Origin of the sequence: Paenibacillus sp. PK1-4R, assembly GCF_030369595.1 — a bacterium.
Classification (GTDB): Bacteria; Bacillota; Bacilli; order Paenibacillales; family Paenibacillaceae; genus Paenibacillus.
Window position 1 is genome coordinate 4779313 of sequence record NZ_CP126535.1, and the last position, 24530, is coordinate 4803842.

Genomic DNA, 24530 nt, shown 5'->3' on the forward strand with positions numbered 1-24530 from the left:
AAACACTCTTAAAACATATTCAACACACTTCAGGCTTTCCCTCTTTTTTCTACAATGTTTTTGGGTGTCAAAATCTGGTTGCCAGACATAAAACATTGAAGAAAAAAGAAGGAGGCAACTCATGTGCCATAAGTTCAAGTGTATCATTTTTTCTTCATCTCAGAAAGAACAAGTTTCATTGCTCTGACGGGGCCAAACCCCGACCTGCCTAGGCTTTCATATTCAGTCCAGCCTCATAATGGCAAAGATCAGGGGGTTCCTCCTAGTTCAGCATCATCTTCCGGGTCATCCGGGATGAAAGGGACATAGGTATCTGCCTCAAGCATGGTGATTTTCCCAGGCCGTTCGGTCTCAATCACCTGATTCAGATACTCCACTTTATCCGATAAAAGAGAGACGGTTGTAATCACTTCAAACTGTGATTTGGTATACATCCGAATCTGATCCGGAAATGAAGGTGTTGGATTCGGAATAATTTCCGAAATATCCGTCGTCAATTCATTCGGAATTTTAGCCAGTGTCTGGCTCAGTTTGGCTTTGAGTGGATCATCAGCCTTCCATTGGGTCAATATGGGCTTCTCCACAGCAACACCAATTGTTGCCGGAACCGTCAAGCTTGTCCCACTGGCTAATATCGCTTTTAACGTACCGTCAGAACCAAGCTCATAAGCAACCGTGGCATATTCCTGAACCTTGATGTGGATAATACCCGGAAATTGCTTGTCCACGGTAACGGTGGAAATCGCCTTGATGGTCTTGAGACGCTCAATAACCTCGGCAGTACTTGTCCCAAAAAATTGTTCGCCTTCTTTCAGCCCGCTTTTCTCCAGCAGTTCTGAAGTTGCTGTATATACATTACCCGTAATTTCAATTGCCGAAATCCGACTCATGGAAGAACGAAAGAATAATACAGCGAGCAATACAATAAATAATAATAAGAGAATAATTACAATTTTGCGGCTTGTGTTTCCTTTTGGCCGATTCTTCTTCAGAACCGGAATTTGACTTTTAGGCATAAGTAGCGCTCCACAAAGCCTCAGGTCCCCTCCCTTCAAGAAGGGGACGCCAAGGACGTTAATTGGCAAAATCCAACTGTTTCGAAACGGGCGACTGTCGCTCAACCGATGCTCCAAGACTTTGGAATAACTTCTCGATCTGATCGTAGCCCCGGTCAATATGATGCACTTGCTCCACAACCGTTTTGCCTTGAGCAGCCAGGCCAGCAATTACCAGAGCTGCACCTGCACGAAGATCGGTTGCTTCTACTGTAGCCCCGTACAGACGGGGAACACCACGGATAAATGCTGCGTTCAGATCGACTGAAATATCAGCCCCCATCACATTCAGTTCATCCACATGTTTGAACCGGCCCTCGAATACCGTTTCCTTCATCACACTGAATCCGTCTGCCAAACTGAGCAGCACCATGATTTGCGATTGCAAATCTGTCGGAAACGAAGGATACGGAGAAGTCACAATACGGTCTACTGATTTGGGACGGCTCATACAGCTCACCGTCATTATATCATTGCAGACTGTGATTTGAACACCAGTGCGCTTCAATACATGTATAAGTGAAGTAAGATGAGCAGGATTGCAGTGTGTAAGCGTAACATTGCCTCGTGTTGCTGCTGCTGCAATCATTACGGTTCCGGCAACGATTCGATCCGGTATAATCTCATAGGAACAAGGCTTCAGTTTCTCAACGCCATTGATCGTGATTGTATCCGTTCCTGCACCAATAATACTTGCACCCATAGCATTCAAAAAGTGTTGCAGGTCCTGTATTTCAGGTTCTCTTGCCGCGTTGCAAATGGTTGTTGTGCCTTTAGCCATAACGGCTGCCATCATGATATTCTCGGTGGCTCCCACACTCGGGAAATCCAAATGAATATCTGTACCCACCAGATTGTGCCCATGACATATAATCTGTTGGTCCTGCTCTTCAATCAAAGCTCCGAGCGCTTCCAGGCCCCGGAGGTGAAGATCAATTTTGCGTTCTCCAATGGCACAACCGCCTGGCTGATACACTGACACTTGCCCAAACTTAGCCAGCAATGGTCCCATCAAAAAAATGGAAGAGCGCATCTGCTTCATTAGATCTTCTGGCACATCATATGACCGGATAGACGAGGTATTAATCGTCACTGTTCCCTGTTCATGCCGACACGTGCATCCAAGCCGTTCCAGGATATACAGCATCACTTCAATGTCCAGCAAGTGTGGAACGTTATGCAGTGTAACTTCTCCATCTGCCAACAAACTTGCGGCCATAATCGGTAAAGCGGCATTTTTTGCTCCATGGATGCGTATGGATCCTGAGAGGGGTTTCCCGCCTTCAATCACCAATTTGTCCAATGTATCACCTCCGGGGTTTACCGCTCACCCACTACGAAGACTTCCGGTACCAGGTTAATACCGTTTTGAGATGATATAGTGCTCTGTATCTGCTGCATTAGGGTGATAACGTCCTCTGCTGTTGCTTGGCCTGTATTAACAATGAAATTGGCATGCATGGTGGATACCTGTGCGCCTCCCTGGGTCATTCCTTTCAGCCCTGCTGCTTCAATCAGGCGGGCTGCATGATCACCCGGTGGATTTCGGAATACACTACCTGCACATGCCATCTGCAGTGGCTGTGTGCAACGCCGGCGATCTTTGTAAGCCGCCATGGTTTCCGAAATGACTTTGCGTTCTCCATGCTGTAGTTCAAATGTAGCTTCCAGCACGATGCCTCTCCGATCATGTAGAACAGAGTGGCGGTAGGCAAAATCCATGTCCTCCTTGCTGTAACGTACCAATTCCCCTGTCTCCAGTACAATCTCAGCGAATTTGAATATCCGTGACACATCCGATCCATGAGCACCTGCATTCATGTATACGGCTCCACCGACAGTGCCGGGGATACCGCTGCCGAATTCCAGACCGGTCCATTCCTTTTTGGCAGCAACCACACTGAGTTTAACAAAAGAATGCGCCGCTCCGGCGGTTACACCACCTTCGTGAAATTCGGCATAATCAAAACCATCGCCTGGTTTCACCACAACACCACGTATTCCTTTGTCTGACACCAGCATGTTTGAGCCCCGTCCAAGTTGCATCCACGGAATCTGAACCTTGTGAAGCAATTGAACGAGATTCATCATCTGCTCTTTATTCTCGGGAATGACCAGTGCATCCGCAGGACCGCCGATCTTCCATGTGGTGTATTTGGCTAGCGGTTCGTTTTCAAGAACTCTGCCAACATTATTCTGGGATAGTAACGATATCCACTGATGCATGTTTGCTTCCTCCTTTGCTTCAAGACCGATGAGCACGGTATGTTCTGTTGATACAGACCGTGTTCTGGCGCCATGGAACGATGGTCACGATTTATACGGTATCTTATGTCAGCCCCGTCTTGTGTGTGACAATCGCCCACAATCACACTTTATCGGCGTGCAGCAAGACGCTGAATTTCATGAACAAGCACTTCAGCTGCATCGGGTTTCCCCAGTTTCCGGGAGGCTTCAGCCATTCGTTTGCGTCCCGATTCATCATTCATAATCTTGGCGATGGCTTCATACAGGACTTTGCCTGTAAGATCCTTCTCCAGCATCGTGAGTGATGCACCTCCACCTTCAAGCGTGCGTGCATTGGCTTCCTGATGATTATTAGTCACGTTAGGTGAAGGAATCAGGATCGAAGGAATACCCAGTGATGTGATCTCCGCAAGGAATGATGCACCTGCGCGGTTTACAATCAAGGATGTGCAGGCAAGCACCTCAGGCATATTGTGCACGTAAGGCAGGACATGCAGGTGGTTTGGCATCGTACCCAATGAGCTGCGAATGGCTTCACGCGTTTCATCAAAATAGGTATCCCCTGTCACGTAAACTACGTGTACATCGTCCAGTTGTTCCAGCAATGGAGCCATGTCCACCATGGCCTGATTGATTGCTTTTGCCCCGCGACTGCCACCAACCACAAGAACAACACGGCTGTTCATCGGTACACCTAACGTGGCAAAACCACGATCACGGCTTGCCTGTGCTACCGTAGTCGCTCGCGGATTACCAGTGTAGATCACCTTTTTTGCACCGGAAAACGATTTTTCAGAACCTTCAAAGCTAACGGCAACCGTGTCCACATAACGCATCAAAAATTTGTTCGTCAGACCAGGAATGGCGTTCTGTTCATGAATTATACTCGGAATCCCCAGTTTTGTTGCTGCATATACCACAGGTCCACACACATATCCACCTGTACCAATCACAACATCCGGTTTGAATTCCTTCAGCATTTTTTTGGACTTGCGTACACCTTGAATGAAACGCATGACCGTTTTCAGGTTGTCGATGGACAATTTCCGCCGAAAGCCCGTAATATCAATGGATTTAAAAGGAATATTTTCTTGGGGAACCAGCTTGCTTTCCAGCCCTCTGGTTCCTCCGATGTATAGAAATGTCGAGTCCGGGTTCTCCGCCTCGCATTGTCTTGCTATGGCAACGGCCGGATAGATATGTCCACCCGTACCGCCACCGCTTAGAACGACTCGCATCGCATAGTCACCTCGCATAACGGGATAAATTCACTAAAATGCCCAGTGCTGTGAGCATGAGGGTCAATGATGATCCACCGTAACTGATCAGAGGCAATGTAATGCCCGTAACAGGCATCATGCCAATGACAACACCAATGTTAATAATGACCTGTACGGCGACCATACCTACGATACCAACACCAAGCAGACTGCCAAAGGCATCCGGAACGGTCATGGCTACACGCATTCCTCTCCACACCAGCACCAGAAACAACAATAATACAATCATTCCACCTATAAAGCCGAGTTCTTCGGCCAAAATACTAAAAATAAAGTCCGTTTGCGGTTCAGGTACATAACTGTACTTCTGCCGGCTCATACCCAGTCCCAATCCCGCCAGTCCACCAGGACCAATTGCGTATAAGGATTGAATGATCTGATATCCGGCACCCAGCGGATCGGACCACGGGTCCAAAAACGCTGTGATACGCTGCAACCGATAGGGTGCTGCTGCAATCAAAGCTGCAAACCCCGCTACGCCGCCAAGAGCAAGCAAGCTCAGATGTTTCATTCGCGCTCCAGCTGTAAAAATAATAAGCATCGATGCGCCCATCATCACGGTGCCAGTCCCTAAATCAGGTTGCAGCATAATAATCCCAAAAGCCAAACCGATCAATCCCAGCGGTGGCAGAAGCCCCGTTGTGAAGGTTTTGATTTTGCCCGGTTCCTTGCTCAGCCAGTGAGCGAGAAACAGAATCATGCCCAGCTTCATAAATTCTGAGGGCTGAATACCGAACGAACCAATGCCCAGCCAACTTCGTGCACCACCGCGAACCACACCGATTCCAGGAATGAGCACCGCAATGAGCATAATAAAACAGGCAATCAATATAGGCTTGGCATATTTCCTCCACACCCGGTAGTCTACGTTAGCAGTTACGAACATGGCCACAAGCCCAAGCACCGCAAACAGGGCCTGTCTTTTTACAAAATAAAATGAATCGCCATAGTCATGAAAGGCAAGCACCGAGCCCGCACTATATACCATAATAATGCCGATGGCAAGCAATGCCAAAATACAAATCAGCAACCAGATATCTGGTGCCGGTCGCGTCTGTTTCATCAGGAGGCCACCCCTTGCATGGAAGTAGGGGCTTTTCCACCCCCCTACTTACAAGTTATGCGCCGCCTCTTTAAAAATGCGTCCCCGCTCTTCATAGGAAGCAAACATGTCCCAACTTGCACATGCCGGGGATAACAAAACGACATCACCAGCACTGGCAAGCTTCGATGCTTCCTGCACAGCAACGGTTAACGTCCGGGCAGCGTCCTCCTCATTATCGACGACCTTAATTTGCTTTAATCCGGCAAGTTCCGCGACCTTGGCAATTTTTGTCCGTGTCTCTCCAATTGCAACGACAGCTTTTACCCGTTCCTGGAACAAGGGTAACAACTCCATCATGTCTGACCCACGATCCAACCCTCCAGCAATTAATACGACCGGTTCCTTGAACGAATTCAGGGCCATAACCGTAGCTTTCGAATTGGTCGCTTTGGAGTTGTTGTAATACGCAGAGCCATTATGCTCTAGAACGTATTCAAGTCGGTGTTCAACCGCCTTGAAATCTGCAAGCGGAGCAGCCAGCACTGCTGGATCAGCTCCTGCCGCTACGGCAATGGCCACAGCGGCCATTGCATTTTCCACATTGAATCGTCCAGCGATGCCAATGTTCTCGATGTCAATAATGGTGTGGTGATTTCCCTTTTCATCCGCGTAGATAATCTGACGCTTCACATCATCCTCTTCTCCATCCACATAAGGAGGATCTGCATATACACCTGTATCCAATTTCTCTGTCACTGAGAAGGGGATCAATCTGCCTTTGATGTAAGGAACCAGACCACGACATACCGCATCATCCCAATTTAGAATGGCTACGTCGTCAGGCTGCTGATTGGCGAACAGTTTGGCTTTGGAAGCCACATAATCATCCATGTTCCCGTGATAGTCCAGATGTGTCTCTGCAACGTTAAGCAAGCTGGCAATCCGGGGACGGAAATCAACCGTTCCTTTGAGCTGGAAACTGCTAAGCTCAACAACCATCCAGTTATCTGGAGAAGCTTGCTCTGCCGCTTCACAGAGAGGTGTTCCGATATTACCGGCAACGATCGGGTTGAGGCCGGCATGTTCCAACATTTCCCCCACCCAAGTGGTGGTTGTTGTTTTACCGTTGGAGCCCGTAATCCCGATCATGGGTGCAGCACATAGATGATAAGCAACCTCTACTTCGGTCACCACTTCAATGCCCAATGCCAGAGCTTGCTGCACAGGAGCTGCATGGTATGGGATACCCGGGTTTTTGACAACCAGCTTCACACCACTGTGAATCAGATCATCCGGATGTCCTCCGCATACAACAGAAATTCCCAAAGCCTCCAATTCGGAAGCTTCGGGACATTGATCTCTCTCTTTTTTATCATTTACTGTAACCTTCGCTCCGGCGCGATCCAGCACTTTGGCGACCTGTACGCCGCTTTTGGCCAATCCGAGCACGACTACTTGTTGTCCGCGATATGATTCAGGATGATTCATGATCTACAACCCCTTGTTGAGATAAAGTCCAAGAGCGGCCAGAATTGCGCCTACCGCCCAAAAGGTAATAACAACCCGCCATTCTGACCAACCACTTAATTCAAAGTGATGGTGAATGGGGCTCATTTTGAATACACGCTTGCCGCGAGTCTTGAAAGATACCACTTGAATGATGACAGACAAGATCTCGATAACAAAAATACCACCAATGATGACAAAAAGAAGCTCTGTTTTGGTTACAATGGCTACCGCACCAATCGCACCGCCAATACCCAGAGAACCGGTGTCTCCCATAAACACTTTGGCCGGATGTGCATTGTATACCAGAAAACCGAGTACGGCTCCGATCATCGCTGCTGCACACACGGCTGCCGGCATCGACGTGGCTTGCATCGCCACAATGGCAAACGCGCCAAAGGCAATAGCACTTACCCCTGACAGCAAACCATCCAGACCGTCGGTAAAGTTAACCGCATTGGTAATGGCAAGCATCATGAATACAACAAACGGATAATAGAACCATCCGGTCCAGTCAAACGAGAATGACGTACCCGGAATAGAGATGGCTGTGCTGTGTCCATTCTGGATCAGCAAGAAACACATCACTGCACTGAAGAACAATTGGCCCAGCATTTTTTGTCTGGCCGTCAGTCCCAGCGAACGTTTGAACACAATTTTGATGTAATCATCAAGGAAACCTATAAGCCCGAATCCCAGCGTAGCCACGAGCAAGACATAAAAGTCTGTATTCTTGACTGCCGAAAATTTCAAAAAGGCCAATGTGAACGCAACTAAAATGACGACTCCACCCATTGTAGGTGTTCCGCTTTTTTTCAAATGGCTCTGAGGCCCATCTTCCCTAACCTGCTGTCCGAATTTCATTCGACGTAACAGCGGAATCAGGAGCGGTGCGGCAATCACCGCCAGAATAAATGAAACACCGATTGTTAACAGTAATACCTGAAAATCCATGGGTTCACCCCTCTAGTCTACTCGATTCTGTAATGGTGCTATTTGTAATGCTTCGACCACGTCCTCCAGCTTCATGCCTCTTGAGGCTTTGAACAAGATAACGTCTCTGGGATGTAGTTTCTCCAGTAGATAACGGGTCATTTCTTCTTTATCTATAAAAGCATGCACAGCCTCTGCCGGCATATGCTTTCTTGCTCCTTCAGCAATATGTGCTGATAGCGGGCCATATACGAGCACCATGTCCATTTTGGCAGATGTAATATACTCACCAATTCCAAGATGCAGATCCTGCTCCTGAGGACCGAGTTCAAGCATATCACCAAGCACAGCCACTTTCATGCGGTATCCTTTCAGACCTTCTAGTACATCGATTGCGGCCTTCATGGAGGTTGGACTTGCATTGTATGCATCATTCAGCAGGGTTAGACCACTAACGCCTTGAGTAACCTCAATACGCATGCCTGTCAGTTTCAAGCTAGACAATCCCGCGGCAATCTGCTCTGTCGTCACTTTGAAATGACGGGCTACAGCCAAAGCAGCCAGACAGTTAACGACATTATGCGTTCCCAGCAGAGGTAGCGTAAATGCATGTTCTCCAAACTGTTTGGTGGTGAAAACTACGCCGTTCTGCGCATTCATAAGTCCAGTAGGATAGTCATCATTATCGGTTTGCAGACCAAATGTAAACCGCTGCAATCCATCGGGTTGTTTCGTTGCGGGCTCTTCAAGGACTTGTGCAATTAAAGGCTCGTCTCCGTTGTAGATCAGTAACCCGCCAGGCTTCAATCCCGCGGCAATCTCGGCTTTGGCTCTGGCAATCTCCAATCTGGACCCCAGCTGAAGCAGATGAGATTCACCAATATTGGTTATAATCGCTACATCTGGCTGAGCAATAACTGACAAATCGTTAATTTCCCCGCGACCACTCATACCCATCTCCAAAATGATAATCTCGGTATCCGGGTCCATGCTTAGTACAGTCAGCGGTAAACCAATGTGATTATTGAAGTTGCCTTGCGTCTTATGCACTTTAAAAGTCGTTGAGAGAATGGCATCAACGATGTCCTTTGTTGTTGTCTTGCCGTTGCTGCCTGTAATGCCGACTACAGCCGCTTTATTCTCCGTGAGATAAGCAGATGCGAGTGCTTGCAGTGCGACAAGTGTGTCGTCAACAACAATGACAGCTCCTTGTGGCGGAATACCATGATCCTTTTGCCAGATCGCGCCTGCTGCCCTCTTCTCTAGACAGGCTTGCACGAATTCGTGTCCGTCAAACCTTTCACCCACTAGCGGGATAAACAAACTGCCTTCCAGAGGTTTACGCGAATCGGTAAACACCCCTTCAACCATTACATTGCCATGAGCGGCAACGTCACTTAATGTTCCTCCACACATCTCGGCCAATTGTGCCAATGTTCTTTTTATCAATTGGATTTGCCCCTTATCGCTTCTTTGGCTATGATTCGGTCATCAAAATCGGTTTTGGTTGTGCCGATAATCTGATAGGTCTCGTGACCCTTGCCCGCAATCAATACTACATCGGCTGGGCTTGCCATTTCAATAGCTTCATGAATCGCCTGGCGTCGATCCACAATCATCGTATAACGTTCAGCAGGAACGGATTCTTCAATCAGGCCCTGTTCAATGTCTTTGAGAATCAGATCCGGATCTTCTGTCCGTGGATTATCGGAAGTAACCAGTACAAAATCACTATAATTCGCAGCAATTTTCCCCATGAGAGGGCGTTTGGTACGGTCCCTGTCACCACCACAGCCAAACACGCAAATTACACGTCCTTCGGCAAATTCTTTCACCGTCCGCAGCACATTCTCCAGTCCATCCGGTGTATGGGCATAATCGACAATAACAGCAAATGGCTGTCCTTCGTCCACTCCTTCAACACGTCCATCCACGCCCGGAACCGTCTCCAGACTGCGCTTGATCTCTTCCAGCGGAATACCTTCCACCAGCGCTGCAGAGATTGCTGCCATTGCATTGTACACATTGAATTTGCCTACCATGCGCAATCGAATATCCACGCTGCCTGCAAATGTATCCACGTGGAAAGAAGTTCCCTGAGACGTGATTGAGATTTGGGATGCGCGTACATCCGCCTTTTCACCCATGCCATATGTAATCACTTCAGCCGCCGTCACAGAGATGAAATAAGCCGCAGCCGGATCATCTGCATTGATGACAGCGAATTTACGCTGTGAAACATCTTCTGTATAACCGTTACCCAGACGTGCAAAGAACAATCCTTTGGCCCCGCGATATTCCTCCATGGAATGGTGGTAGTCCAGATGATCTTGCGTCAGGTTAGTAAATACCGCAGTACGGAAATTTGTTCCCTTTACTCGCCCTTGTTCCAATGCGTGAGAAGAAACTTCCATAACACAACAGTCCGTACCCTTCTGAACCATATCATGCAGACTACGCTGCAGATCAAGCGCCTCTGGTGTCGTTCCTGACATCGGGTAGGTGCGACCGTCATACCGCATTTGAATAGTACCGATCAATCCCGTCTTGCGTCCGTAATCACTCATGATTTTTTCAATCAAATAGGTGGTCGTTGTTTTTCCGTTCGTTCCCGTTACACCAATCATATTCATCTTCTGGCTTGGCGAGTCAAAAAAGAAATCTGCCAGAACAGCCATCGCAAATCGGCTATCCTTCACCAGCAATTGTGGCACAGGAAGATCCAGCTGCCGTTCAACCACCAATGCAACTGCACCAGCATTTACAGCTTTTTCTGCATAATCATGACCATCTACCGTATGTCCCGGAAGACAGATAAACAGATCACCCGGTTTTACCTGCCGGGAATCTGTCTGAAGGTTTTGGCATTCTGTATTTGATTCGCCCACGAGGCGGGCGGTGGTCAGCATCGATGCAAATTGTTTTAAAAGCACATGAATAACCTCACTTTTCCAAATATACTTCTGTTTTAACATATGTCTGTATTTATTAATATCGTCAATACAACCCAATAATGAAACGCACTTGGATGAATTTTGTTGCGCTAGAAGCCTCAAACTACCCCTAAGCCCTGTTATTCATCCTTTGTGTGATCATGTGCATCATTCAGTACATCCCCCATATAAATGCGGATGGTTGATCCCTGATCTACCCTCGCCCCAGGTTTGGGTGCCTGATTAATCACGTATTTACCACTGCCAGACTTCGCCAGCATAAAATTCATGTTCAGGTCTTCGTACAGATCTTCAACAGTAGCTCCTGTCAGGTCTGGAACTGTCACGATTTTGGTTTCACCATACTTGTATTCTTTGGCGACCTGATCCTTCCGAACAGGTACATTCATATAATGCAAAGCATCTTCAAGGATGTTCTGCACAATCGGGGCGGCAACCACACCTCCGAACTGAATTCCTTTGGGATTATCAACAGCGGTATAGACCACAATCTGTGGGTCATCTGCCGGTGCAAATCCGATAAAGGATACGATATGCTCTGTTGAGGAATAACGTCCATTGATAACCTTCTGGGCTGTACCTGTTTTGCCACCGACCCGGTATCCATCAATGAATGCCGGACGCCCGGTACCTTTTGCGACAACACTCTCGAGGGCTTCACGTACTTGTTTGGATGTATTCTCCGAGATCACCTGACGAACCAGTTCCGGTTTGGCTTCTTCCATGACTTCTCCGGTGACCGGATGGACCCACGCCTTCGTAACATAAGGCTTGTAAAGTTTACCCCCATTGATGGCGGCTGACACAGCTGCTACTTGCTGAATGGGTGTTACGGATACACCTTGACCAAAAGCAGTCGTTGCAAGCTCGACAGGCCCCACTCTGGACAGTTTGAACAGAATCCCACTGGCTTCTCCACTGAGGTCGATCCCTGTTTTGGTACCGAAGCCAAAGTCTTTAATATAGGAGAAGAGCGATTCTTTGCCCAGCCTCTGCCCCAAAGCCACAAAGCCCGGGTTACATGAGTTCTCCACAACTTGTAAGAAGGTCTGACTTCCGTGGCCGCCCTTTTTCCAGCAACGCAGACGAGCTCCACCAACCTCAACATATCCGGGATCAAAAAATTGATCCTGTTGCAGATTGACCTTTTTCTCTTCAAGCGCTGCTGCCAAGGTAATAATCTTAAATGTGGAGCCCGGCTCGTAGGTCATCCAGATCGGTAAATTCCGATTGTATATCTCCGCGGGATATTGCTGATAATCGGCAGGTTCGTATCCCGGCCTGCTGGACATCCCCAAAATTTCACCCGTTTTGGGATTCATCGCTATGGCCAATGCTGAGTTCGCCTGGAACTTCACCATGGCCTGATCCAGTTCTCTCTCCATGATGGACTGAATGGATTTATCAATGGTCAGCTTGAGGTTAAGGCCGTCCTTCGGTTCCACATACTTCTCGGATGAGCCCGGCATTAGCCTTCCGGCCGCATCGGACAAGTAGGACACACTGCCATTCAAACCATTCAGCTTATCATCATACTTCTTCTCGACACCCGTTAAGCCCTGATTATCAATGCCCGTAAAACCAAGAATATGGGCAGCCAAATCATCATAAGGATAAAAACGTTTATTGTCCTCAGCAACAACGATACCCGGAAGCTTCAAATCACGGATGCGCTGAGCTTTCTCCATCGTAATTTTGCGGCCGCCGGGTTGTAGTCTTACAATGAGTTCTCGTTTCTTGATGGTTGCAAGCACTTTTTCTTCCGTCATCCCAAGCAATGGGGCCAACGCTTTAGCTGTCGTTTCAGCTTCTTTAACCTGAGCCGGAATGGCCATAATGGTCGGTGTTGTCACATTATAGGCCAGAGAGGTTCCATTTCGATCCAGGATCTCCCCCCGCTTGGCGGAGTAAGGAATATTACGCCGCCAGGATTCTTCTGCTTTTGCTGACAATTCAGGGCCTTCCCCGAGCTGTACATAAGCAAGCCTGATCATCAGGGCCGAAAATAACAAAACTAAAATCATTAAACTCCATAGCAACCTGCGCCGCAGATTTACGCTTGATCCCTTCACGAAAAGATCCCCCCACTCGTCCCAAAATCATGACATTCGTTCCATTCATGAATATTCAGGACAACCGGGGGTTAGAACAAGCTGTCAGAGCTCCCTAAGGAAGCGAAGCTCCGTTTGTGGCTGGATCATCAGAAGATTCGGATTCATTGGCAGAAGCCTTGTTGTTATCTGTTTCATCTGTTTCATCTGTTTCGTCTGTTCCGTCGGTTTTACCTTCTCCGCCCGAAGGCTCTTGTTCCTTCACTTCAGCTTCTGACGACGGATCAGATGAGATTGGAGCCTCATCTGCTATACCTGTCACTGCAGCTTTGGCAGTTTGCAAGTTCAACTGTACAGTTCTCTGCTCACCTGCGACCTGCTCGGTTTGCTTCACGACATAACCCTCACCCTTGACCGTAACCCCCACCTTCATGAGAGAAAGTACTTCAAGGGCATCACGGAGAGATTCACCTGTTAGATCGGGAATCTTCATCTTGCTGCTTTCTTCCGTTAGCAGATAGATTCGTTGGCCTGGATTCATAGAGGCGCCAGCAACCGGATACTGCCGAATTACATTATCACCTTGACCAAGTGTCACATAAGCAATACCCGCGCTTAGAAGCTGGCTTCTGGCCTGTTTGGCTGTCTTGCCACTCAAGTCAGGCGCCTTGGCTTGCACGACAGAGACTTCTTTTGACTTTTTGTCAGGAGTTTTGGCTGTATCTTTGGGTATTCCCATGTATTGAAGAGTCTGGCTGACAATCTTTTTGAACACCGGGGCAGCTGCGGTTCCTCCCCCAATGTTGGTTCCATCCGGTTGGTCAATGACAACAAGTATAGCAATCTTCGGATTATTCACGGGCGCGAATCCAATAAACGATACAACGTCTTTCGACTTGCTGTATGCTCCGTTAACAACCTTTCTTGCCGTACCTGTCTTACCAGCTACACGGTAACCTTCAATATAGGCGTTACGACCGGTACCAATCGTTTGGTCTGCAACTACTTGTTCCAGATAACCGCTCACCAGTTTGGAAGATTCCTTGGAAATCACCTGACGAACAACTTTGGGTTTGATCACTTCCGTTGTCCCATCATTCGGGTTCTTGATCTCCTTCACCAGATGTGGCTCCAGCAATTTGCCGCCGTTGGCAATCGCAGAGATGGCTGCGACCTGTTGAATTGGTGTTACCTGTACAAGACCATGACCATAGGCTGCCGTGGCAATCTCGGATTTGTAAACCAGTGGCTTGATCGGGGACGCTGCCTCATTTGGCAAATCAATACCCGTCTTTTTGCCGAAACCGAATTCGTCTATGTAATGACGCAGACGTTCACCGCCAAGCATGTTGTAACCCAAGTTAACAAAAGCAATGTTACTTGACCGTTTGACACCTTCGAGATACGAGATCCAACCATAGGCATGACCATTATCACTAATTGGGAAACCACCAATATACATGCGTTTGGATTCAAAACTTGCATTGGGATCAAAGAGTTTTTCTTCTACAGCCCCTGCTAGCGTAACTATTTTAAATGTACTACCTGGCTCATAGATGGATTGAGTAGCATGGTTGATAAAATTCTTTTGATCAGGTGTACTTCCATACGTATTCGGGTTAAAGGTTGGCCAGTTCGCCATCCCCAGAATCTCCATTGTGTTTGGGTCCGCTGCAATGACCGTCATGCTCAGTGGATTATACTTGGCAACCGCTTCTTTCATTGCATCCTCAATGTAGAACTGGATCGTATCATCGATGGTCAGCGTTAGGTTCTTACCGTTCTGAGGTGGCAGATAGTTATCCTGTGAATCCGGAAGTTTAATGCCTTTGGCATCCTTCTGATAATTCAGATATCCATCTGTACCTGTCAGTGCTTCATCATATGAGACTTCAAGTCCATTTACAGCTTTCCCATCACGGCTCATATATCCCAAGAGATGAGAAGCAAGTGTTTCTTCAGGGTAAAAACGCTTCGACTCTTGAGCCATGACAATTGCATTACGAGCCTTGTATTCTTCTTGTAATTCCTCACGCAGTTCGTTGACTTTTTCCGCAAGCTCAGGACTTATCTTATATCCTTCACTGCGTACTTCACGTTGCTGATAGAACTTGCCATCTTCCTTTTTGGCTGTGACCAGAGCACGCATTTCACTCTCATTTTTTCCAAGAAGGGAAGAGAGCTTCTCCGTAACAACATCCTGAATTCCGAGTTCATTAATTAATAACGGATTAACAGAAACCGTATACGCAGGGGAATCGGTAGCCAAAATGTTACCATTTCGATCCGTAATCGTTCCACGTGCAGCCTTAATCGTCTGTTCCCGCTCTACCAAACCGGCCGCCCGTTCCTGCCATACACCGCCATTCACAACTTGAATGAAAAAGATTCGGGTTACGAGTACAAGAAAAAAGAGGGTAATACATCCCCCTATAAGCAACGTGCGCATCTTTATTCTTTTTATCATCGGAACACCTCTTTACTTACTGCTTGCTGTATTGGAGGACGACTCAGTACCAGTTGATTTCGTACTTGTTGAACGAGGTACATAAATGACATCTTTACCGGAAGCTTCAACGTAACCAAGTTGTTTTGCATTTTCGATGACCTGGTTGTTCAATGTTTCTTTTTCCACCTGCAGGTCTGCAATCGTCTTTTCATACCCCTTGATATCCGAAATAGTAGACTGTGCCTGTTTGTTCAGATCATAGATATGAGCATAACGAGACATTAAGGCTCCACCAACAAGGATAACTGCAACCACGGTAATCAGATACAAAATCTTCTCGCGTGCCGGAAGACCCGTACGACGGGTCACCACTTTGGTGGTTTCTTTGTATCGTTGCTGGGTCACACGTTCCTGGGACGCTTTTTCTTTTACAGCGAGATTACCACGTGTATATGCCATACTCCGATTCTCTCCTCCACTCTTGATCTACAATTTCTCGGCTACGCGCAGCTTGGCTGAACGAGCACGTGAATTTTCGGTCAATTCCGTTTCCGTTGGAATCAACGGTTTTCTGTTAACTAAACGCAGGGCCCCCTTGCCGCCGCATACACACAACGGAAAATCGGGTGGACATGTACATTTTTCCAGATAACTGCTGAAAATCTGTTTACATATCCGATCCTCAAGGGAGTGGAAGGTAATAACAGATACACGTCCTCCTGGTGCCAGACAACGAACAGCCTGATGCAAGCCTTCTTCAAACGCGCCCAACTCATCGTTGACGGCAATGCGTAGTGCCTGGAAGCTGCGTTTGGCAGGATGTCCACCAGTACGTCGAGCTGCCGCCGGGATGCCTTCCTTGATCAGTTCCACGAGTTCACCTGTCGTCTCAATGGTAGACTGCGCTCGTTTTCCGACGATAACACGGGCAATTCTTCTCGAAAACTTCTCTTCACCATAGCGATACAAAATTCGAGCAATCTCTTCTTCTGGCCACTCATTCACAATCTCTTTGGCCGTCAGCATTGCATCCTGGTCCATTCGCATATCGAGCGGAGCATCGTGATTGTAACTGAATCCACGTTCTCCTTCATCAAATTGCGGAGATGACACACCCAAGTCGTACAAAATACCGTCGACCTGTGGTGCACCATCCTTCATTGGTACATCCAGATCCTTGAGTACCTGTTCCAGATCTCGAAAATTGGTTTTCACCAATGTTACACGTTCTCCATAAGCAGCGAGCTTCTCGCGAGCATTATCCAAAGCCCAATCATCCTGATCAAGTGCGATCAGACGTCCCCCTGGACCGAGCTTGGAAGCAATCACGGAGCTATGTCCGCCACCGCCTAAAGTGCAGTCCACGTATATACCGTCCTGCTTGATGTTTAATCCCTCTGTTGCCTCTTCTTTGAGTACGGTTATGTGGTGAAACAACCTGCACCCCTCCTGACTTTATAAATCAAAATTAAAATCGACCAGCTTTTCGGCAATGTCGTTGAATGCTTCTTCGGATTGATTGAAATAACTCTCCCATATGCCTTTGCTCCAAATCTCCACCCGGTTCGACACGCCAAGAACAACACAATCCTTGTCCAGCTTGGCATACTCTCTTAAATTGCCCGGCAGATTTACCCTGCCCTGTTTGTCCAGTTCACATTCGGTTGCACCCGAGAAAAAAAACCGGGTAAACGCACGTGCATCAGATTTCATCAATGGCAGTGCTTTGAGCTTCTGTTCCATGACCCCCCACTCCTCCATGGGGTATACGAAAAGACACTGGTCCAAACCCCGTGTGACAACGAAAGACGGTCCCAGAGATTCGCGGAATTTAGCCGGAATGATAACCCGACCCTTATCATCAATGCTATGTTGGAACTCCCCCATAAACATTGGCCCACTCACTCCTCACCCGTTTCTCCCACTTTGCCCCACTTTCCACCACCTAAGCATAATAGATTCGCACAAAAAAATCAAAACCCTTCTTGCATGACTTGATTTTTTAATTTTTCAGCATAAAAAAACGTCCTTGATCCTGTCACTCAGGATCAAAGACGCTTCCCTTAAACGGGCAATCGTATGTCTACCCGCACATGAGCCATATCATCAATAAACCATTCTATACCTATTGAATCATTTCATCAGCTTGTAATTATTGGATAGTGCTTAAAATTTCCAGCTATCTAGGTATTTCTCTTGCTCAGCTGACAAGGAGTCGATGCCAATATTCAGACTTTCAAGTTTATAGCTGGCAACCTGCTGGTCAATATCATAAGGTACATTAACAACGTTTTTACCCAAGTTTTCATAATTCTCACTTACATAACGCAGACCAAGCGCCTGTAGAGCAAATGTCGTATCCATGATTTCGGCAGGGTGACCATCTGCTGCACCCAGGTTCACAAGACGACCTTCTGCAAGAAGGTACATTTTACGACCATCTTTGAAACGATATTCCTCAATGTTGCGACGAACTGTACGAATCGATTCCGAACGTTTGGCCAGTTCAGGTTTATTCACTTCAACATCAAAGTGACCTGCATTACTCAGGATCGCTCCGTCCTTCATTACATCGTAATGCTCACCCGTGATAACATCCTTATTGCCTGTAACTGCGATAAAGAAATCGCCCAATTTGGCGGCTTCCACCATCGTCATGACCCGGAATCCGTCCATGTGTGCTTCTACCGCTTTGATTGGATCGATCTCGGTTACGATCACATTCGCACCAAGACCTTTGGCGCGCATTGCTACCCCTTTACCACACCAGCCATAACCTGCTACCACTACGTTTTTACCAGCGATAACCAAGTTAGTTGTACGAATAATCCCGTCGAATGCAGATTGTCCAGTGCCGTAGCGATTGTCAAACAGATACTTGCAGTATGCGTCATTAACCGCAACCATCGGAAACTTCAATTGGCCTTCTTTCGCCAATGCTTTCAAACGAATAATACCCGTTGTCGTTTCTTCTGCTCCTCCGCGAATTGTTGCTGCTAGGTCCGGGCGCTCTGATGCAATAATGGTTGCAAAGTCTCCACCATCATCAATAATGAGATCAGGCTTCACCTCAAGCGCACGCAGTTGCAGTGATTTGAATTCCGCAGGTTCCGGATTGTACTTCGCATACACCGTAACGCCGTCTTCCACCAATGCTGCGCAAACATCATCTTGTGTAGACAATGGATTGCTATGCGTAATTGTTACTTCTGCACCACCCGCTTGGATCACTTTTGCCAAATAAGCTGTTTTCGCCTCCAGATGAAGACAAATGGCAACCTTCAAACCTTTGAAGGGCAGATCCTGTTCGAACTGGCGACGAATGCGGTTCAGTACCGGCATATGCGCTTCTACCCAATCAATTTTCAGGTGACCCTCTGAAGCGAGTCCCATATCTTTAACAATACTGTTTTGCAATGCAGGTGTAGTCATTTCATAATCCTCCTAGTTTATGTGTTTCTTCTATTATAAAGGGCTCTACAGTGCAATGACCTTGTGCTCTCCAAGGAATTCACTTGAGGCCTTAATCAGTTCATCGATCCACTCGGTGCCATAACGATTCAGGTAAAAGAGTGCATTATGTACTCGTTCCTGTGGTTTGCCCGTTGGGAATAAGGAGTTCTGAATGCCGTTCCAGTGCCTTAGACTCACATTATGTTTATCTTCGATAGCTTTGTGAGTCTGCTGTTTCAGATACTGCATTTGCTCGTTGATTTTACTCAAATTGGTATCGCCAATTCGTTCCAGTCCCGGATGAATCTCCGCGATCTCATCTAGCAAAGGTCCGTACAGTTGAAGAAACGCTTCCTGAACCTTGTCAAACTGTTCATCTACCTGGAACGTCTCCTGTTGTGCGAGCCACTGCTCCTTCTTTTCTTCCATATGATATTGAACATCCTGAAAAGAAAGTCCATATTGTTTCATATGTTTGTGATGAATATCTTCCATAATGGTGAAAGACAACCGCGGCAACAAAATGGGCATTTGCAGTCCGAACTGACGGAATGCTTCCCGAGTCAAACCCCAATATGCAATTTCACCTTGCCCCAAAATAACAGCGGCTACAGGCAGCACGGAATCTTGCATTAATGGTCGTGTCAATACGTTGTTACTGAAGCGCTCCGGATGTTCTCCCAGTTCCTGTAGCAAACGTTCCTCTGTGAAAGAAACCAAACCTTTGCGATCACTATATAAGCCGTCCTTCAACAACAAGAGCAAACGCGTACCTTCATGAATGTAGAACAGATTGGCTCCATCCTCCGCTACTTCGGCAGGCATAGCATAACCAGCTTGTTGTACCTGCGCAGCACCTTGTGTGTATGCGTTGCGCAGCACTTCATTTTTGCGTATCAACCGCTCAAACACGGGCTGTTCCAACCTGCGTAAATCTGGATCCGATGCATCCATTAGAACAAGTCCACTGCTGGCAAACAAGGCAGATATCATGCGGGCAAATGCATCACTCAGATTTGAACTGGATTGATGGATCTCTGTGATGCATTTCATCAGTCCTGGTTTATGTATCGTATCAGGTAACAGATGTTCCACCTGTTCGAGTACATTCACCCACTGCTGTGTATCCACATGAACATTACTCACAGAATCCCTTCCTGCGAATCGTCCTTGTAACTTGACCTTCTTCATGTCTCCCTGATGATCAGGTAGATATGTGTGGTTAACCTCATCCCAGTCATGGTCTTCACCGGCAATCCAAAATACTGGGACTACCGGGCGTTGAAGTCTTTCTTCCGCTTCACGCGCAGCTGCCACTACACTGGCGGCTTTGTATATGACGAACAGTGGTCCGGTGAGCAGACCGCTCTGCTGTCCTCCTGTAACCACTAGTGCATCTTGTTCTGCAAGACGTGTGATGGACGCATGAACCTCTCCATGGTCGTTCACCCGCTTATTATATATACGTAAATACTCTGCCAGATCACGACGATCAATACGTGTGTTTTCCGATTGGTCCAGCCACTCGGCACGCGCCTGAAGTCCTGATTCCCAGCGAATGTCATACTCGTAAAGGCCACGCGCAGCATCTCTTGAACAGATATAATCTTCTGCAAGTCTTGATCCGCTGCGGAGTGCCTCGGTAATACCGTTCATGAGGTCTGCCTCCTATTCTGCTTCAAAGAGCCTTTCTTGATTGTACCGAATTCAAGGCCGCTTCGTCAAAAGAAAGTGATTAAAATACAAAAAAAACCGCCGAACGAGTCGGCGGCTCTTAATACATCAATAATAGCATATCGCTTTAATATTCCTATTATACGTAAGGTTCTGCAACCCAGTGACCTTTGGAAACCTCAATCAATTGAGCATTTTCCAGGTTGTAGGGGTCATTTGCAGGACCACCAGATCCATTCTGAATCGGGCTCATATGCTCTTCCGGCAGCAAGATGCGACGTTTGTTCGCTTCCACTTCCGGATCAGGTACAGGGATTGCTGAGAGCAATGTTTTGGTATAAGGGTGGACAGGGTTCGCATACAGTTCTTCACTTTCTGCGAGCTCAACCACTTTACCCATGTACATTACAGCGACACGGTCACTGATATGTTTAACCATCGACAAGTCATGCGCGATAAACAGGTATGTCAAGCCGAGACGTTGCTGAAGTTCTTCAAGCAATTTAACGACCTGCGCCTGAATGGATACATCCAGTGCAGACAATGGCTCATCACAGATGATGAATTTAGGGTCTACAGCAAGTGCACGTGCAATCCCGATCCGTTGTCTTTGACCACCGGAGAATTCATGCGGATAACGAAGAGCATGACTTGGATTCAAACCTACCAGATCAAGCAGTTCCTCCACTCGTCTCTTACGCTCTTTAGAGCTGGAAGCCAGACCATGAATATCGAGGGACTCCCCGATAATATCCATAACATTGAAACGCGGGTTAAGAGATGCATATGGATCTTGGAAGATCATCTGCATATCTTTACGCATTTCTTTCATTTTACGCGGGGACAACTTGTAGATATCCGTTCCGTTAAAGTTAACATTTCCGCCAGTTGGCTCATACAGACGCAGAATGGTACGACCTGTTGTGGATTTACCACAGCCAGACTCGCCTACAACGCCAAGTGTTTCACCTTCAAAGATATCAAAGCTTACGTCATTGACCGCTTTGAGAATGTTACCTTTACCCAAATTAAAGTACTGTTTCAAGTTTTTCACTTGTACCAGAGGCTTATTGCTGCCTTTGATAATACCAGCAGGAGCTGGTTTTTCCTTTTTGGGCTCGTCCAGACGAGGCAAAGCATTCAGCAATTTAATGGTGTATGGATGTTGAGGGTTACTAAAGATTTCAGCAGTTGTTCCTGTTTCAACAACTTCGCCTTCCTTCATAACAACAACACGGTCACACATACCCGCTACGACACCAAGGTCATGCGTAATCAGCATGATCGATGTTCCCAGCTTTTGCTGCATGTCTTTCATGACATCCAGAATTTGAGCCTGAATTGTAACGTCAAGTGCAGTTGTCGGCTCATCCGCAATCAGAAGGGATGGACGACATGCAAGCGCGATCGCAATCATGGCACGCTGACGCATACCACCAGAGAATTGGTGAGGATAATGATTCATGCGAATAGCCGCATTTTTAATACCTACAAGTTCCAGCATCTCCAAAGCCGCTTTATTCGCCGCTTGTTTGGACATGTTCTGATGCTTGCGCAATACTTCGGTAATTTGTTTACCAATTTTAATGGTAGGATTCAAAGAAGTCATTGGATCTTGGAAGATCATACCGATATCTTTACCACGAATCGCTTCCATTTGTTTGTCTGTCTTATTCAGCAGGTCTTGCCCGTGAAAAGTAATTTCTCCGCTTTTGACCTTCGAAGGCGGGGAGGGAATCAATTTCATGATGGTTTGGGCGGTAACACTCTTACCACTACCCGATTCACCTACGATCCCCAGCGTCTCTCCTTTGCCAAGTTCAAAACTCACATGTTTAACGGCATCAAATTCACCAGAACGTGTTGAGAACGACACACTCAGGTCTTTGACAGTTAAAATCGGCTCCATAATCCCACCTCCTGTTTCTATTTACGTAATTTCGGATCGAGTGCGTCACGCAGACCGTCTCCGAGCAAGTTAAATGCAAGCATTGTAAGAACCATTAGACCTGCTGGGAACCACATCCGCCACGGGAATAGCGTCCAGCCTGTAAGTGCATCATTGATCATAGAACCAAGTGAAGATCTTGGTGCTGAAACACCCAATCCAAGGAAGCTCAGGAACGCTTCAGCAAAGATTGCATTTGGAATAGACAATGTCAATGTTACAAGAATCGGTCCTATTGCATTGGGCAGCAAATGACGGAACAATTGACGCCCTGTGCTTGCTCCCATGGACCTTGCAGCAAGAATAAAGTCTCTGTTTTTGAGTTGCATAATCTCACCACGCACAATCCATGACATGCTGATCCAGCCTGTGATGGTGAGGGCAATGATAATCGTTGTCAGACTTGGTTCCAGTACAACCAGCAACAAAATTACAACAAGCATGTACGGCAAGGAGTAGAGGATTTCGGAAAACTTGTTCATAATTCCATCTACACGTCCACCGTAGAAACCCATGATCGCTCCATAAATAACCCCGATAACAAGGTCAATCAAGGCTGCGGCCAAACCTACAGTAAGGGATACACGTGCTCCTACCCAAGTTCTTACCCACACGTCACGACCAAGCTCGTCCGTACCGAACCAGTGCTCCGCACTCGGCGCTGCATTGGCATTCAACAAATCATTGGAATAATAATTATAACTTGTAAACAAAGAAGTTGGACCAATCAAAGAGAAAATCACGACAAGAACCAATACACCCAGACTTATCATAGCAGCCTTATTGGTTGCAAGTCTGTACATGGCATCTTTAAAAAGGGATACACTTTCTTGCGGTTTTACCGCTGCCTGACTAGTCAGGTTCGTGTTCGCCGTTTCATTCTTTTTATTATTCGTGCCAGACAACGTTATGCCCCCTTCCGGCTTTCCAGCTTAATTCTAGGATCAATCAGCACGTAAGCGATATCCGTAAAGAAACGAGCCAACATCAGGAGGATACCATAGAAAATTGTAATCCCCATGATCATAGTGTAATCACGGTTTGTGATACTCTCTACGAATACTTTACCAATTCCCCCGATGTTAAAGATCTGTTCAATTACAACGGAACCTGTGATGATATTCGCTGTCATTGGACCAACATAAGTTACTACTGGTAGAATACCGTTTCTTACAACGTGTTTAAACATAATTGCAGGCCATTTCAGACCTTTGGCTTTAGCTGTTTTGATATAATCTGCATGTAAGACTTCAAGCATGCTCGAACGCGTCAAACGAGCGATAAAAGCAATCGGAGATGCAGATAGCGCTGCAACCGGAAGAACGTAATCCAATGGACCATCAAAGCCCATAACGTTAAACCAGCCTAATTTAGTAGCAAAGAGATACTGCAATAGTGACGCAAGCAAGAAGCTCGGAACAGCTATACCTATAACAGCGAGGATCATCGTGATATCATCAATGAGTTTACGATGGTAAACTGCAGCAATAAGCCCCAGCAAAACACCCACGATAATGGAGATAACAATTGCAAACACTCCAAGCTTCAGCGAAGCGGTGAATGTTTCGCCGATCATTCCGGCTACATCTCGATTGAGATATTTCATTGAGACTCCGAAATCTCCCTTAAGGATTCCACCCATATACTTCAGGTATTGTTCATACATCGGTTTGTCCAATCCATACTTCTGTTCCAGCAAAACCCGAATTTCAGGCGATACTTTTTTCTCGGATGTAAAAGGGTCACCCGGAATAGCCTTCATCAGGAAGAAGGTTGCAGATGCGAGTATGAAAAGCGATAGCAGCATAAATAATAGTTTTTTCAACACATACTTAACCAACCCTTGCACACCTCCACAAACAATATTTTGTATACAAATCGATTGTAGAATTAGACAGAAATAAAGTCCAATCCATTTATCGGAAATTTCAAGAA

Annotated in this window: 19 protein-coding genes; all 19 read right to left on the reverse strand. The window is 46.9% G+C overall.

The window, feature by feature from the left end:
• Positions 1 to 248 precede the first annotated feature (248 nt).
• A complete protein-coding gene (locus QNO02_RS20810) occupies positions 249 to 1016 on the reverse strand; it encodes a cell division protein FtsQ/DivIB (RefSeq protein ID WP_091028483.1) in 768 nt (255 codons plus the stop codon).
• Positions 1017 to 1074: 58 nt separating this feature from the next.
• Positions 1075 to 2358, reverse strand: coding sequence for a UDP-N-acetylglucosamine 1-carboxyvinyltransferase (gene murA / locus QNO02_RS20815; RefSeq protein ID WP_036614867.1), 1284 nt, complete (start codon positions 2356 to 2358; stop codon positions 1075 to 1077).
• 17 nt (positions 2359 to 2375) lie between these two features.
• Positions 2376 to 3281 (reverse strand): UDP-N-acetylmuramate dehydrogenase, encoded by a 906-nt coding sequence (gene murB / locus QNO02_RS20820; protein ID WP_091028481.1) that lies wholly within the window; start codon positions 3279 to 3281, stop codon positions 2376 to 2378.
• Between the two features lie 149 nt (positions 3282 to 3430).
• On the reverse strand, positions 3431 to 4540 hold the full coding sequence (gene murG / locus QNO02_RS20825) for an undecaprenyldiphospho-muramoylpentapeptide beta-N-acetylglucosaminyltransferase (RefSeq protein ID WP_124116020.1): 1110 nt from the start codon (positions 4538 to 4540) through the stop codon (positions 3431 to 3433).
• Between the two features lie 7 nt (positions 4541 to 4547).
• Entirely contained in the window at positions 4548 to 5645 is a 1098-nt protein-coding gene (gene spoVE / locus QNO02_RS20830) for a stage V sporulation protein E (protein WP_062835457.1), read from the reverse strand.
• A 48-nt stretch (positions 5646 to 5693) separates the two neighbouring features.
• Positions 5694 to 7115: a UDP-N-acetylmuramoyl-L-alanine--D-glutamate ligase gene (murD, locus tag QNO02_RS20835; RefSeq protein WP_289389876.1), complete on the reverse strand. Its 1422-nt coding sequence runs from the start codon at positions 7113 to 7115 to the stop codon at positions 5694 to 5696.
• A 3-nt stretch (positions 7116 to 7118) separates the two neighbouring features.
• The gene (gene mraY, locus QNO02_RS20840) at positions 7119 to 8087 is read right to left on the reverse strand and encodes a phospho-N-acetylmuramoyl-pentapeptide-transferase (protein ID WP_047843751.1); all 969 of its coding nucleotides are present in this window, start codon (positions 8085 to 8087) and stop codon (positions 7119 to 7121) included.
• A 12-nt stretch (positions 8088 to 8099) separates the two neighbouring features.
• Positions 8100 to 9512, reverse strand: coding sequence for a UDP-N-acetylmuramoyl-tripeptide--D-alanyl-D-alanine ligase (locus tag QNO02_RS20845; protein ID WP_289392831.1), 1413 nt, complete (start codon positions 9510 to 9512; stop codon positions 8100 to 8102).
• Positions 9512 to 10999 carry a UDP-N-acetylmuramoyl-L-alanyl-D-glutamate--2,6-diaminopimelate ligase gene (locus tag QNO02_RS20850; RefSeq protein WP_091034802.1) on the reverse strand — a complete coding sequence of 496 codons (1488 nt, stop codon included), beginning with the start codon at positions 10997 to 10999 and terminating at the stop codon, positions 9512 to 9514. The genes QNO02_RS20845 and QNO02_RS20850 overlap by 1 nt, the downstream gene beginning before the upstream one ends.
• 140 nt (positions 11000 to 11139) lie before the next feature.
• Entirely contained in the window at positions 11140 to 13092 is a 1953-nt protein-coding gene (locus tag QNO02_RS20855; RefSeq protein WP_076211545.1) for a stage V sporulation protein D, read from the reverse strand.
• Positions 13093 to 13186: 94 nt separating this feature from the next.
• The gene (locus QNO02_RS20860) at positions 13187 to 15538 is read right to left on the reverse strand and encodes a penicillin-binding transpeptidase domain-containing protein (protein ID WP_133385539.1); all 2352 of its coding nucleotides are present in this window, start codon (positions 15536 to 15538) and stop codon (positions 13187 to 13189) included.
• A gap of 12 nt (positions 15539 to 15550) precedes the next feature.
• Entirely contained in the window at positions 15551 to 15979 is a 429-nt protein-coding gene (locus tag QNO02_RS20865; RefSeq protein ID WP_076211549.1) for a hypothetical protein, read from the reverse strand.
• A gap of 27 nt (positions 15980 to 16006) precedes the next feature.
• Positions 16007 to 16957 carry a 16S rRNA (cytosine(1402)-N(4))-methyltransferase RsmH gene (gene rsmH / locus QNO02_RS20870; RefSeq protein ID WP_091028473.1) on the reverse strand — a complete coding sequence of 317 codons (951 nt, stop codon included), beginning with the start codon at positions 16955 to 16957 and terminating at the stop codon, positions 16007 to 16009.
• Between the two features lie 18 nt (positions 16958 to 16975).
• Entirely contained in the window at positions 16976 to 17413 is a 438-nt protein-coding gene (gene mraZ / locus QNO02_RS20875) for a division/cell wall cluster transcriptional repressor MraZ (RefSeq protein ID WP_017687291.1), read from the reverse strand.
• A 273-nt stretch (positions 17414 to 17686) separates the two neighbouring features.
• Positions 17687 to 18952 carry an adenosylhomocysteinase gene (locus QNO02_RS20880; protein WP_047843755.1) on the reverse strand — a complete coding sequence of 422 codons (1266 nt, stop codon included), beginning with the start codon at positions 18950 to 18952 and terminating at the stop codon, positions 17687 to 17689.
• 45 nt (positions 18953 to 18997) lie between these two features.
• Entirely contained in the window at positions 18998 to 20629 is a 1632-nt protein-coding gene (gene bshC, locus QNO02_RS20885; RefSeq protein WP_249912152.1) for a bacillithiol biosynthesis cysteine-adding enzyme BshC, read from the reverse strand.
• 157 nt (positions 20630 to 20786) lie between these two features.
• Positions 20787 to 22556 (reverse strand): ABC transporter ATP-binding protein, encoded by a 1770-nt coding sequence (locus QNO02_RS20890; RefSeq protein ID WP_124116013.1) that lies wholly within the window; start codon positions 22554 to 22556, stop codon positions 20787 to 20789.
• Positions 22557 to 22573: 17 nt separating this feature from the next.
• Entirely contained in the window at positions 22574 to 23455 is an 882-nt protein-coding gene (locus tag QNO02_RS20895) for an ABC transporter permease (protein ID WP_371129057.1), read from the reverse strand.
• 47 nt (positions 23456 to 23502) lie between these two features.
• On the reverse strand, positions 23503 to 24435 hold the full coding sequence (locus QNO02_RS20900) for an ABC transporter permease (RefSeq protein ID WP_076211567.1): 933 nt from the start codon (positions 24433 to 24435) through the stop codon (positions 23503 to 23505).
• Between the last annotated feature and the right edge of the window lie 95 nt (positions 24436 to 24530).

What these genes read in the sequence shown, in the direction of transcription:
- murB (WP_091028481.1), bottom strand. Translation starts at nt 3,281, where the DNA reads ATGCATCAGTGGATATCGTTACTATCCCAGAATAATGTTGGCAGAGTT.
- bshC (WP_249912152.1), bottom strand. Translation starts at nt 20,629, where the DNA reads ATGAACGGTATTACCGAGGCACTCCGCAGCGGATCAAGACTTGCAGAA.
- QNO02_RS20860 (WP_133385539.1), bottom strand. Translation starts at nt 15,538, where the DNA reads ATGATAAAAAGAATAAAGATGCGCACGTTGCTTATAGGGGGATGTATT.
- spoVE (WP_062835457.1), bottom strand. Translation starts at nt 5,645, where the DNA reads ATGAAACAGACGCGACCGGCACCAGATATCTGGTTGCTGATTTGTATT.
- murD (WP_289389876.1), bottom strand. Translation starts at nt 7,115, where the DNA reads ATGAATCATCCTGAATCATATCGCGGACAACAAGTAGTCGTGCTCGGA.
- QNO02_RS20890 (WP_124116013.1), bottom strand. Translation starts at nt 22,556, where the DNA reads ATGGAGCCGATTTTAACTGTCAAAGACCTGAGTGTGTCGTTCTCAACA.
- QNO02_RS20810 (WP_091028483.1), bottom strand. Translation starts at nt 1,016, where the DNA reads ATGCCTAAAAGTCAAATTCCGGTTCTGAAGAAGAATCGGCCAAAAGGA.
- QNO02_RS20880 (WP_047843755.1), bottom strand. Translation starts at nt 18,952, where the DNA reads ATGACTACACCTGCATTGCAAAACAGTATTGTTAAAGATATGGGACTC.
- murG (WP_124116020.1), bottom strand. Translation starts at nt 4,540, where the DNA reads ATGCGAGTCGTTCTAAGCGGTGGCGGTACGGGTGGACATATCTATCCG.
- mraZ (WP_017687291.1), bottom strand. Translation starts at nt 17,413, where the DNA reads ATGTTTATGGGGGAGTTCCAACATAGCATTGATGATAAGGGTCGGGTT.
- QNO02_RS20865 (WP_076211549.1), bottom strand. Translation starts at nt 15,979, where the DNA reads ATGGCATATACACGTGGTAATCTCGCTGTAAAAGAAAAAGCGTCCCAG.
- mraY (WP_047843751.1), bottom strand. Translation starts at nt 8,087, where the DNA reads ATGGATTTTCAGGTATTACTGTTAACAATCGGTGTTTCATTTATTCTG.